The 13,491-nt window shown below is 66.4% G+C and carries 3 protein-coding genes; all 3 read left to right on the top strand.

Annotated features, from left to right (window positions below; genetic code table 11):
- The first annotated feature begins 105 nt into the window (after positions 1–105).
- The 3 genes from GKE62_RS01860 to GKE62_RS01850 are packed head-to-tail and all read left to right on the top strand — an operon-like array spanning position 106 to position 13,480.
- Positions 106–1,878, top strand: coding sequence for a ShlB/FhaC/HecB family hemolysin secretion/activation protein (locus tag GKE62_RS01860; RefSeq protein WP_154690761.1), 1,773 nt, complete (start codon positions 106–108; stop codon positions 1,876–1,878).
- Complete coding sequence (locus GKE62_RS01855) at positions 1,878–10,397, top strand: hypothetical protein (RefSeq protein WP_154690760.1); 8,520 nt, start codon at positions 1,878–1,880, stop codon at positions 10,395–10,397. The genes GKE62_RS01860 and GKE62_RS01855 overlap by 1 nt, the downstream gene beginning before the upstream one ends.
- Positions 10,394–13,480 carry a CHAT domain-containing tetratricopeptide repeat protein gene (locus GKE62_RS01850; protein ID WP_195908558.1) on the top strand — a complete coding sequence of 1,029 codons (3,087 nt, stop codon included), beginning with the start codon at positions 10,394–10,396 and terminating at the stop codon, positions 13,478–13,480. Before GKE62_RS01855 ends, GKE62_RS01850 begins: the two co-directional genes overlap by 4 nt.
- Positions 13,481–13,491: the final 11 nt, after the last annotated feature.

The following is a 13,491-nucleotide window of genomic DNA, read 5'->3' as shown; positions in this document are numbered from 1 at the left end:
CCCCGCCTAAAGTGGCGATTGACGGGGGTTCCCCAACGCGCCTAGCATCGCTGCGGCGAGTTACGGGTTGCCCCAGCACTGAAGTTCGATGAGGGGGCGTGATAAATGGGGAATCCGCGCACGGGGCATGCGCGCTGGGCGGTCGCCACGGCGATCGTCTCTTCGGCCATGGCGGCGGTGGCAATACCTGCCCCGGCCTTCGGTCAGGCGACAGCCGGCGTTCCGACGCGCGACGAGTTGGAAACCCTCAATCGCCCGCGCGTCGAAGAGGCGCCGCAGTTGCAAATCCAGGGCGGGATTGAGCGTTCGCCGTGCCCGCTGGCTGATCCCCAGTACAAGGACATTCCGGTTACGATTTCAAACGTGACCTTCAACAACCTCAAGGGCGCGAGTGCAGGTGAGCTTGAGGCCGCATGGAAGCCGTTCGCTGGGCAGCCGCAGTCGATCGCGGTGTTATGCGAAATCCGCGATGCGGCGGCGACGATCTTGCGCAACAAGGGGTATCTGGCGGCGGTTCAGGTGCCGACCCAGAAGATCGAGAACGGCGAGGTCAAGCTCGAGGTTCTCTATGCGCGCATTTCGGCGGTTCGGGCGCGGGGTGAAACCCGCGGTGCCGAGCGGAAGCTGGAGCAATATCTCGGCCGGCTGACTGAGGACGAGGTGTTCAACCGCTACAAGGCTGAGCGCTATCTCCTCCTTGCCCGCGACTTGCCGGGTTACAACGTGCAGCTCACGCTCAAGCCGGCGGGCACAGGGCAGGGCGACTTGATCGGTGAAGTGGCAGTGGTGAGACGGCCTTATGTGGTGGATCTGACGGTCCAAAACTATGCCGCCAAAGCCACTGGACGCTGGGGCGCGCAAGTTCGTGCGCAAGTGTTCGGGCTGACCGGGCTGGGCGACGCGACCACGATCGGCTTCTATTCGACCGCCGATCTCAAGGAGCAGCAGATCCTTCAACTAAGTCATGAATTCCGCCCAGGCAGCGAAGGCCTGGTCGTCGGCGGCCAGTTCACATACGCCTGGACCGAGCCCGATCTCGGCGCGGCTTCGGGCACCAAGCTCAAGGCGCGCACGCTGTTCAGCCAGGTATACGCCCGCTATCCGCTTAGGCGCACGCAAGGCTCAAACGCCTGGCTGGGCGGCGGGTTCGATTATATCGACCAAGACGTCGACTTTACCGGGGGTGCCCTCAAGACCCCGCTATCGCGCGACAAGCTGCGCGTTCTGTGGCTGCGCGCGGATTACGATGCGGTCGATCTGCGCTCGATCCGTCCGCGCTGGCGGGCAGGTGCCGCGGTCGAGTTCCGCAAGGGCATCGACGTGTTCGACGCCAGCCCTGACTGCGGCGGAGTCGCCTGTCCGGGCGGAGCGACGGCACCCAGCCGCCTCGATGGAAAGGCGACCGCCACGGTGATCCGCGCCAACGCCGTGGGGGAATTCGCACTGGGTCGCGATTTCTCCATCGCCGTGCTGCCGCGCGGGCAATACGCGTTCGATCCCTTGCTTAGCTTCGAGGAGTTCACCGCGGGCAACTATACGATCGGCCGCGGTTACGATCCGGGCGTGATCCTGGGCGATAGCGGTGTCGGCACCAGCGCCGAACTGCGCGGGCCGCGCCTGCGGATCAGCGAAGGGTCCGATTTCCGAGTTCAGCCCTATGCTTTCGGTGATGTGGCCTGGGTGTGGAACAAGGGGCCGGGCGGCAACGACCGTCTGAGCTCGGCGGGCGGCGGCGTCCGCGCCGAGCTGGGTGACCGCTTTCGGCTTGATGCCACCCTCGCGGTTCCGCTCGAGCGCGCCGGCTTGCAAACCAAGCGCGGGAATCCGCTGTTCCTGCTTACCCTGACCACTCGAATCCTGCCCTGGAGGATCAACTGATGCTTACGGATCGCAGCCGTAGAGCCCTCTCGCTTTGTTCGTCACTGGCCATCGCCACGGCTTTGCTCGCCGGGTCGGGTTCCGCGCGGGCGCAGTCGTTCACCGAATCGTTCCAGGGCACCGGCACGGTGGTTTCGGGCGGCGCGACGATCACCACGGGCACGAACGCCACCAACATCGATATCAACGGCACGAATTCCGACGTCGTCATCGACTGGAGCACGTTCGATATCGGTGCCGGTGGCGGACCGATCAACTTCCAGCCCGCGGGCACCACGGCAACGTTTCAGTCGACCAACGCGCAGTTCACCGCACTCAATCGCATCCTTCCGACCGACCCGACGCGCCAGGTCCAGTTTAACGGGACTGTCATCGGCCAGTTGCAAGGAGCGGCCAGCCAAACCCCGGCGGGCTCGGTTTATTTCTATTCGCCAGGCGGCCTGGTCATCGGATCAACCGCAGTGTTCAACGTTGGCAACCTGGGTCTGACCAGCGCTGCGCCCGTCGTCGACGGCACCGGTTGCTTCGATTGCAACGGAGCTCCTCCGGGCGGTGGCAGGGTCATCTTCAGCGCCGCCAATTCCGGAACCGGCGTCGACATCCAGGCGGGTGCGCAGATCACCGGAACCAGCCCGGCACCGGGCAACTACGTCGCGATCGTCGCGCCGAAGATCACCAACGCCGGATCGATCTCGGGCAAGCGGGTCACCGCGCTGGTCAGCGCCGATGCGGCGACGATGACGATCGACGTCAGTGGTTTGTTTGACATCCAGGTCGATTCCGGCACCAGCGCGACCGGAACCACGTTGTTCAACAGCGGATCGATCACCGGCCCGGCGGGCGATGCGGGCAATGTCAGTCGCATTTACCTCGTCGCCGTGCCGAAGAACCAAGCGATCACGATGGCGATCGCGAGCGGCAGCACTCTGGGTTTCGACGTCGCCGATGCCGCAGACGTGGTCGGCAACACCGTGGTGCTTTCGGGCGGGCACGATGTCTTCGGCGGGAGCGTCAGCTCGGTACCGTCCATCGGCGCGGGTTCTGGAACTGTTGCGCTCGCTGTGGGCAACGCAGCGTTCACTTCGGCAACCACCGGCAGTTTTACCGGCCAAGCCGACGTCTTCGCCAGCTCCGGCGGGAGCGTCAGTTTTGCCTCCAATCTGACGCTGCAGTCGGACGGAAACATCCAGGCCTTCGCGGATGGAGCTGCTAGCAGCTTGTCGGTCGGCGGCGCCGTATCGTTCGATGTCACTCGTGCAATTGTACCTCAAGGGGCGAGCGCTTCCGGGAATGCTTCCACGCTGGGCGCGTCAAATGGAGCGTCGGTCTCGGTAACTGGGGCTGTGACGATAAACGCTAATGGGGTCGGAGGCTCCAGCGCCACCAGCGGGTTAAACGGTGGCAACGGCCTCGGCGGGCAAGCTCAACTCGGCACCTTCCAGGGCGGATCGATATCGGTCGGCGGTTTACTGTCCTTGAACGCGAACGGCGTTGGCGGCCAAGCGACCGTGTCGGGCGCGACCGGGGGAATGGGCACCGGCGGGCTAGCGCAAATCTACCACGATCAGGCCGGCACGATATCGCTCAACAGCGGCGCGCAGCTCTCTGCGCAAGGATTCGGCGGGTCGGGGTCGGCCGGAGGTGCCGCGGGCGTCGGGCAAGGCGGCTCGGCCCGAGCGAACCTCTACAACACGCTCAGCGGAAGCAGCAGCGGCAGCATCGCGATCACCGGCAATCTGGGGCTTCAGGCCGGCGGCGTAGGTGGGAATGCGAGCAGCGCTGCCGGTGGTGCCGGGAGCGGGGGAGATGCTTTCATCAACGTCTCCAACGCCGGAGGAACTCAGCTCTCCGTCACCGGCAACGCCCAGGTCAACGCTGCTGGCCGCGGTGGCGACGGCGCGGGCGGCGGCCTCGGCACCGCGGGCACGGCCGGTGCTAGCGCGCTAGATGGGAACACGCTGCAAGTCGGCGGAAACCTGGATGTCTTTGCCATCGGCACCGGTGGTAACGGCGGGTCACTGGCCGCCGGAAGCGGTCAAGGCGGAAGTTCGTTCATCAACGGGCTTCAGGGTGGGCAATTGACGGTCGGCGGCAATGCCCAGTCGTTTGCTCTTGGTCTCAGCGGTGCCGGCAACGGCGCCGCGTCGACAGCCACCGGCGGCATTGCGCAGGCGACTGCCCAGCAGAATTCCACGCTCAATGTCGGCGGATTTCTGAATGTTGCCGCGGGCGGCATCACCTCCGATCCGGCCTCGGGGCTTACCGGTCAGGGAGCGGGCGTGGGCGGCACGGCGCGGGTCTCTGCATTGACCGGCGGATCGATCAACGTCACCGCCGCGCTTCGGGCGCGGGCGCCCGCCACCGCGACGAGCAACCGCAATGCGGTGGGCGGGACTGTCGATGTCCAGGCTTTCACCGGCGGCGTGATCACCGCCAACGAGCTGAACGTTCAGGTCAACGGCCTGGGTGGTAACGACACCGGTAGCGGCGCGGGCAGTGGAACGGGCGGCATCGGGCGGTTGACCGTCGACGGGCCCGGATCGCGGATCGCGATCGCCAACGGGAATACCACGGGCAATGTCGCGACTGGGGACCTAGACTTCATTACCGCGCAGGGCATCGGTGGCCAGAACAACGGTGGCGGCAGCAACGTCGGGGGTGCCGGATTCGGCGGCAGCGCGGCGATCACGGTGACCAACGGGGCGACGCTGTCAGGCCCGGCCACGGTCGGCAGCCCGGGGTTCGTGCGGATCGTCCCGCGGGCCACCGGCGGCAACGCGAGCGCAGCGGGCGGAACCGGCGGCGCGGCGACCGGCGGAACCATCGACATCGTCGTCGATAACGCCAGCTTCACCAGCGCCGACCTTTTGCCCAGTTCGTTTGCCCTGGGCGGCTCGGCCACCGCCAGCGCGACGGGCGTCGTCAGCGGCGGAAACGCGGTCGGCGGGACGCGCAACATCACCGTGCGCAACGGCGGGACGCTGACGACGGCCTTCAGCGGCGGAGGCCCAGGCGCCCAGGGCGGCGACGGCACGCTGAGCGGGCGAGGGGGCGACGCCTCGGGTGGCAGCGCCAGTCTGTTCGTCGATAACGGAACTCTGACGCTGACCGGACGTGGGATAGTCTTCAGCCAGAATGCGTCCGGGGCCGGCGGAACGGCCGGCAACGTCACTGCCGGCACCGCGAACGCACGCGTTTCGGCTGGCGGAGTCATCAATGTGTTCGACGATCTGACCAGCGCAGCAGATCTGTCGATCACCGCGAACGCGTTCGGCGCCTTCGCGCTCGCGAGTCCGGGCATCGCCCAGGGAACGGTCACCGCCGGCACGGCGACACTGCTCGTTCAGAACGGCACGATCAACGGCTCCGGCTCAATCCTGGTCGCAGCCGAAGCGAACGCGCAGTCCGACCAGTATGCCCAGGGTGGGACTTACCAGGGCGGGCAGGCCAACGTATTCCTGCAGGGCGGTACGATCGCCCCCCCGCAAATCCTCGTCAGCGCCAACGCCGACGCGGCGGAGGTCGGTGCGGGTCTCAACGGAACAGGTGGAAATGCGACCGGCGGCTTCGCGCAATTCCAGTCCAGCGCGGGCACGACCGGTGTGGCCAATGTCACCGTCGAGGCGCGGGGCTTGGGTGGCAACCTGCTCGGCACCGGAACCGCGGGCAACGGGACCGGCGGCCGCGCCAACATCGGCACCAATACCGGAGCGACGCTAAACGTTAGCGGAGCCGTTTCGCTGACCGCCGACGGAACGGGCGGCAGCGACATCGGCACCGGCGGTTCGGGCGTCGGCGGCCTCGGCACCGGCGGGATGGCCGAGCTCGGCACCTTCATGGGCGGGTCGCTCAACCTCTCCGGCGCATTGGACGCCTTTGCGCGCGGCTTCGGCGGGAATACCACGCGGACAGGCTTCGCTGCGGGCTCCGGTATTGGGGGAATCGCGCAAATTTATCACGACACCATGGGCACGATCGCGCTGGCCTCCAACGTCAACCTCAACGCCAGCGGAAGCGGCGGGACAGCGCTACTCTCGGGTGTGGCGGGCGCGCTTGGGCGCGGCGGCGAGGCCCGCACGATCCTCTACAATCCCGGCACCGCAACTCTGACCATTGGAGGGACGCTGTTCGCCGACGCCTCGGGCCAGGGCAGCGCGGGCAACAACGCCGACGGCGGGGCCGGTCAAGGCGGCAACGCTCGCATCGGCGCCGACGCGGCGGGCAAGACGATTTCGGTCACTGGCGCTGCAACGCTCATCAGTTCCGGCTTTGGCGGGAACAGCGCAGCCGCGCAGGCAGGGGCCGGTACCGGCGGGTTTTCGACGGTCAATTCGACCGACAGCACCGTCCGGCTGCAAGGAGGCGTTTCGCAGTTTGCGCACGGCTCGGCCGGCGCCAATCTCGCAGCGGGAGCCGGTGGCGCTGGCATCGGCGGTGGCGCACGGATCGAAACCTTCGGCACGTCCGGACTGATCGCGATCACCGGCAACGCGACTCTGTCGGCCGCCAGCTTCGGGGGCGCATCAAGCGCGGGCGCTGGTGGCAACGCTGGCCAAGCAATGAACACCGGTGCCGCCATTCGCGCCAACGCCGGTGCGATCACGGTTTCCGGCGGTGCCTCCATCGACGCAAGAGCGACCGGAGGCGGAGGTGGAGCGGCCGGCGGCAACGCGCAAGGCGGCTTCGCCAACGTGCGGGCGCTCGGCGGAGACGTGACCATCGGCAACGGGCTGACGACGGACGCTAGCGCGTTTGGCGGCGACGGTACCACGGGCGGCAACGCAACCGGCGGCACCTCGACGGTCGATGCCGGGAACGGCGATCTTTTGACCACCGACTTCGTCGGGGATGCTTCGGCGGAGGCTGGCAACGGCGGCTCTGGTGGATCGGGCGGCAACGCCACCGCGGGCGGCGTGTTCGTGATCGCCACCAGCGTCGCGGCAGGTCCAAGTACGGTCCAGATGAATTCGGCTTCCTTGACCGCCGATGCATTCGGCGGGTCGGGGGGTGCTGGAGCGACCTTGACCGGCGCGGTCGGCGGGGCGGGCGGCAACGCGACCGCGGGCAACGTCCAACTATTCGGAAGCGCTGGCAACGGTAAGCTTACCGTGGGCGGCGACGCCTTGCTCAGCGCCGAAGGATTCGGCGGCTCCGGCGGCAACGGCGCCGACGCTTCAGGAAGCGCGGGCGGCATGGGCGGGGCGGCCGGTAGCGGCACGGGCGGCCAGGCGCTGGCTGGTACCTTTAGCGGCACCGACATTCCGGCGCTCACCGGGTCGGCTTCCCTCGCCGATGTTACGCTATTCGCGGAAGGGTTTGGCGGCACCGGCGGCGGGGGCGGCTCCGGCACGACTGGTGGCTCGGGCGGCAACGGCGGCGCAGCCTTCGGCGGCGCTGCGACGCTTCAAAGTCGCGGGGTTCTTACAACTTACGCGACGGCAACGCTTGCCGCCGACTCCTTCGGCGGCAACGGCGGCCCGGGCTCGACCGCGGGCGTAGGCGGCAACGCTACCGTAGGGGATGCCGGGGGCATCGGCGTGTTCATCTCGAACCGCTTCAATCACCTCGACCAGCCCGGGTCGCTGAGCGGTGGCGATATCGTAGCCACCGCGATAGCGAGTGGCGGCGCGGGCTCAACAGCGGGAACCGGCTTCGTCGGCGACTCGGTCCTGAACTTCGTCGCCGATCACGCCACGGCGACTATTTCGAACCTGTCACTGATCGCGGGCGGCGATCAGGTGACCAGCAGCTCGCCATCGGTGCTCACACTTACCTCGGCGACTGTCGGCGTGCCGGGCAGCATGACGGTGGCCACCCCCGGTCTGCTAGCGGTGTCGCTCGACAGCGCTACCTTGAACGTCGGCAACCTGACGCTTTCGGCCGGCAACTTTGTGCTTCCGGCTGTCCGGCCGGCGACGCTGGGAACCATCAACGTCAGTAATGCGCTGTCGCTGTCTTCGACACTGGATTTCCTTGCTTATGCCAACTTCAACGTTGGTTTCGCGGGGTCGCTGTCGACCGGCGGCTCGATCCTCGCCGGCGACCTGATTTTCGGTGGTCCGCTCGACATCGCCGCGGGCGGTTCGATCACGACCGGCAACATCCAGGCCGCAGACGTCGCTCTCGCGGCCGGAACCACACTGGCGACGGGGGCCGTGACCACCGGAGGGAGTATAGATCTAGTAGCTGCAGGAACGATCACGACCGGGCAATTGACCGCTGGCGACACGGTCGAAGCCGATGCAGGCGGCGTCCTGACCATCGCGGGGGCGAGCGCGGGGATCGTCAATCCAAGCACCAATCCCCTGGCGGAATACAACGTCGGACTGCGTTCGCAGACTTCGGTGGTTGCAGGCGACGTTGCGGCGAGGGCCAACTTCGGGGTGTCTTCGCCCGGTTCGATCGCCGTCGGCAACGTCAACGTGGGACTAGCCTTCCTGGCCTTGCCGGGGACGAGCCTGACCACAGGCAGCATCACGACTGCGAACGTCGCCGGAGCCCGCGTCTACATCGCCAACAACTCGATGGAGGCGTTGGGCGGCCAGATTACGAGCAATTTCGATCCAGCACCGATCTTCGCTACGGCGCCGGTCGCGACGGGCGGACCGATTACGATAAGCGGACCGATCTCAACGACGATTCTCCAAGCGAACACGCAGCAGTCACTAAACATTTCGGGAGCGATCACCGCACCTGGCGTCGCGGTGCTGATAGCGGGAACGACGTTGGGCACGGCGGACATTACCGTGGGCGACCGCACGATCCTGGCCGCGGGCGGAAATATCACGCTGGGCAACGTGAACGCCGGGATCACGATTCCTTCGGGTGGCCTGCGCAAGATCGCCATTGGCAGTTCTACTGGAACCGTAGCCACCGGTAACGTTGCGGCGGGTTTCGACCTTGGCATCCAGGCCGGGGGCGGGATTTCCACCGGGACCTTGATGGGGCGTCAGATCCTGCTGCTGGCGGGAAGCAACGTTAGTACAGGGCCGATCTCCGCAGTGGTTGGCACCCAGCCGATCGGACAGGTCTACGTCGGCAACTTCTCGATGGCCAACTCGGCCTCGAACGTGTTCCTCCAGTTTCAGTCGCCGACCACCGGACCCTTGCCCATCTTCGCGCTAGATCCGGTACGCACAGGTGGATCGATCACCTTCGGCGGGGCGGTCCAGGCGGGTAATGTCAGTGCCGCAGCCGGTCAGGCGTTCACCGCCTCGGCGATTACGGCAGGCAACTACATTCGGGTCGATGCGGGCGGCCTTGCCTCGATCAACGGCGCATGGCGTTCGCCCAGCATCGACGTGGTTTCGGGAGATATCGCTATCGCCGCGACGGGTTCGCTCGATGGACTGTCGGCCACAGGCGAAGTTCTCCTCGCCTCGACGAATGCCAACGGAATGTTTGTCGGAGACGGGCTGGCACCAGGCAGCGGCTATGCCCTCAGTAACGACGAATACTCGCGCGTGCGCGCCGGCGAGGTCGATGTCGTCGTGACCGACATTGCCGGCCTCGCCACCGATCTGACGGTCGGCACGCTGACGATCAACGCCAGCCAACTGTACGGCGCCAACGGCGTTGCCCTGTTCGCCTCGGGTGATCGGACGACCCAGACTCCCAGCGGAATCGTGCGGATCGCGGGCGCGGTGACCGCCACTGGATTTGCCCCCACGACCGAGATCGACTTGCTCTCTGGCACGGTGGAAATCGAGACGGTGAGTGGATCGCTCAAGGTCGACTCTGGTTCCCCAGGCTCGCTCGGCGGGCTGGTGTTCATCGATGCCGACAACATCCACGTCGCCAGCGCCCCGATATTGACCAAGCTGCGCGCCGATCCGCTCTATGCCGGCCATATCGACGAGTTGAACGCACCCGCCGCAACGCAGCGGCCCGACGGCGTGTTGAACGCGCTGGGGTTCGAGATCAGCATCGGGAAGACGTTCTACGTTCAGAACACCGGCACGCGCGCGGTTCCCGCCGGGTTCCTGACGACTTTCGACAACACCGATGTCTTCGCGTCGACACCGCCCCCGACGGGCGGCGTGGAAATCGTGATAAATGGCCAGTTTCAAACGTCGACGGGTACGGTGACCGGGAAGGCGGCGTTCGATCAGATCATCGCCGACCCGACTCCCGACAGCGAGCAATTCGCCGGGTTCAGCAGCAACAGTCAGATCAACGGTTGCGTGTTTCTGAGCGGCATATGCACCGTCACCCAAAGCGATCCGGTCGCCGCATTGTCGAGCGAAATCACGGTCGTCACCAATGCGACGCTCGACGAGTCACCGGTCGCCCCCGCGGCGGACGATGCCGACGAGGGTGAGGACGTCTCGAGCGACAAGGACGACGAGGATAGCAAATCGGATGAAGGTTCTTCGCCGATAGCCCCACCGACGCCGTTGATCAGCACCCGCGCGCTCGATGGCGAAGTCAATGTCGTCGAGCCGGTTTCGGGGGCGGGCAACCCCGCGCTGTTCGGGTCCGCTGTCGACGAAGCCACCGTTCAGGGAGAGAAGCCGTGACCGCTCGCACCCTTCGCGGCAGCGCGTTGACCGCGCTCGCCTTTGTGATCAGCCTGCCTACGCCGGCGGCGGCGCAAGCGACTAGTCCGATTTCAGTGCGGAACAGCTTTCGGATCGGCTCGTCGGGCGTCGCCTGCACCGCGCAGAACGCGCCGCTCGATCCGCGTCTCAAGAATATGTTCGATCGCGCCTATCGTCTGAGCTGCCGAGATGCGGCCGGATCGATCGGCAGCTTGATCGCGGTACGCCGTGCGGTAGTGGTAGGCGCCGAGCCGAGCAGCACGACCGGCCTAGACCTGGCCTGCGGTGCGACGGACAAGACCACGCTCGATGGCCTAGGCGCGGTAGATGCGTTGACTTGCCGCGATTCCCGCTCGAACGTCGATTACCGGCGCTATGCAGTTCAGCGGGGCGGCGTTTCCTATCTTGTCGAGGGACTTGCCGGTTACGATCCGGCGCTGCGTCTGGCGCTCGCCACTGTGGTAAACGACCGTGCGCAGAACGGCGAAATCCGCGTCGCCACCACCGAAGTCAGTGATCCGGCCGCGTTCGCCCGCGTGCAGGCCGGACTGCTCGAGGCTAGCGACGCCCGCGACGAAGCCTATAATCGGAACAACGGCGGACGCTTCGCTGAATCGGCCGAGTTCTTCGAGACAATCGCCGCGCGCGACCGGAGCAATCCGGGGCGATTGGCCGAAGCGCTCGCCAACCAGGGCCTGCAGCAGTCCAATTTGGGTAATTTCAAGGGCGCCGACGATCTGTTCGGCGAGGCAAACCGCCAGATCGCGCGCGGCGACGGGGTCACTCAGCGATTGCTGCGCAATTATCGCGCAATCAATGCACTCAACCAGCGTCAGTCGCTGCGCGCGCTCGAGGTTCTGTCCGAGCCTGTCGCTGCGGTGAGCGAGAACTTCGCGGAGGACGCGCTGCGCCAGGGGATTATCGACAGCCCGCTGGCCGATCAGATCAACCGCGAAAACGTCGCCCTGCAGCGCCTCGGCGGGATCGATCCCGGCCTGAGCGCGAGCGAGCGGGCCCAGATTCTCGACGCGCAGGCGCAGATGCTCAGCGGGATCGCCAACCGTCAACGTGGCCGCCTCGACGATGCCACGCCATTGCTCAACGATGCCCTGCGGGTCATCGACGAGGTCCGCGAAGGACGCGTCGTCTCGACCGGGTTTCTTCGCTCGGAAATACAGATCGAACTGGCGCTGATCGCGGAGGCACAGGGCCGGGGCAGCGATGCGCTCGCATCGTTGGACAAGGCGATCGCGGCGATCGGAGCGGCCTATCCCAGTTCGCCCGCGTTGTTGGCGGCACAGGCGCGCAAGGCCGCCTACCTTCGCCGTAGCGGCGACGCCACCGGCGCGCGTGCGCTGTATGCGCAGGTCGTTGCCGCCGCGCCGGCCATTCCCGATTCGGGATCGACCCTGCGGACGATGCTGAGTCCCTATTTTGCGCTGCTCGCCGGTGACGGTGGCGCGGATGCGGCCAAGGACCTGTTCGCCGCTTCGCAAGTGCTCCAGCGCCCCGGCGTGGCGCAGACTCAGGCGATCCTCGCGCGCGAACTGTCCGAAGGCAACGACGAAGCTTCGTCGCTGTTCCGCCTGTCGGTCGCGCGGACCCGCGAAGTCGCCCGCCTCGAGGCTGACGTGGCGCGGATGAGCGCAAACGAAAAGCCGACGCCGCAGGACATCGAGAATCTTCGGGTTGGGCGAGAAACGCTAAACTCGCTTAAGCAGGATCAGGTTGCCCTCACTTCGAAGCTGTCGGCATTCCCGCGCTACAACGTGCTCGCTCCGCAAAGCCTGGCGATCGGCGATCTCCAAAGCGCGTTGCGACCGGGCGAGGGCTATTACAAGCTGATGGTCGTCGCCGACGACATCTACGCGCTGTTCGTCACCGCGGATTCGGCGCGGGTCCTGCCGATCCCAGGCAAACTCGCAGGACTTGAGCAGGACGTGCAGGTTCTGCGCGACAGCATCGTCAAGGTCGAGAACGGCGAACAGGTCAATTACCCGTTTGATGTGGTCCGCGCCCGGCAGCTCTATACCAAGCTGTTCGGCGGTATCGACGGCGACGTCCAGGGCCTCAAGCACCTGATCTTCGAGCCTGACGGGCCGATGCTGCAACTGCCCCCATATCTGCTGGTTACAGCCGACCGCGGGGTCACTGCCTACCAGGCGCGGATGAAGCGTTCCGACGGCGATGCGTTCGATTTCACCGGGGTGGACTGGCTTGGCCGCGGCCGCGAAGTCTCGATCGCGGTGAGCCCGCGCGGGTTCCTCGACATTCGCGCGTTAAAGCCTTCGACGGCAACGAAGAACTATCTGGGACTTGGGCACAACGCGGTGCCCGCGACGCGTCCGGTGGGTGCCGTGGCGACCGAATGCGATTGGCCAATCGAGACGTGGCAGTCGCCGATCTCGCCCGACGAGCTCTTCTTTGCCCAAGGCAAGCTCGTTCGCGGCGGGGGCGATGTCCGCACCGATGCCCAGTTCACCGACAGCGCGCTGCTGGCCGACTCCACGCTAGACCAATATCGCGTGCTCCACTTCGCCACGCACGGCCTCGTCACCGCGCCTCGGCCCGGTTGCCCGGCACGGCCGGCGCTGGTGACGTCGTTCGGCGACAGCGGTTCGGATGGCCTGCTGACCTTTCGCGAGATCTTCGACCTCAAGTTGAACGCCGACCTGGTGATACTCTCGGCGTGCGATACCGCGGGGATGGCGACCGTTGGCGCATCGCGCGACGCTGGCGTCACCACTGGCGGCAACTTCGCGCTCGACGGCTTGGTCCGGGCCTTCGTCGGGGCGGGGGCGCGGTCGGTGATCGCCAGCCATTGGCCGGTGCCCGACGACTACGACGCCACCAAGCGGTTGATCGGTGGTCTGTTGGACGCCGCGCCGGGCGTGCCGATCGCGGCGGCGCTGGAGCAGGCGCAGGAAAAACTGATGGATGACCCGCAGACTTCGCACCCGTTCTACTGGTCGGCGTTCATCATCCTGGGCGATGGGGCCAAGCCTCTGGTCCCGACGAACGTCACTGCGTCGGGCGCATCGGCTCTCCCAGTCGCACGATAACTGCTGCCACG

Origin of the sequence: Novosphingobium sp. Gsoil 351 (assembly GCF_009707465.1) — a bacterium.
Lineage (GTDB): Bacteria > Pseudomonadota > Alphaproteobacteria > Sphingomonadales > Sphingomonadaceae > Novosphingobium.
This window is presented reverse-complemented; position numbering and strand designations above follow the sequence as displayed.

Bases quoted from the DNA above. Each gene is read 5' to 3' on its own strand.
- GKE62_RS01855 (WP_154690760.1), top strand. From the start codon at position 1,878: ATGCTTACGGATCGCAGCCGTAGAGCCCTCTCGCTTTGTTCGTCACTG.
- GKE62_RS01860 (WP_154690761.1), top strand. From the start codon at position 106: ATGGGGAATCCGCGCACGGGGCATGCGCGCTGGGCGGTCGCCACGGCG.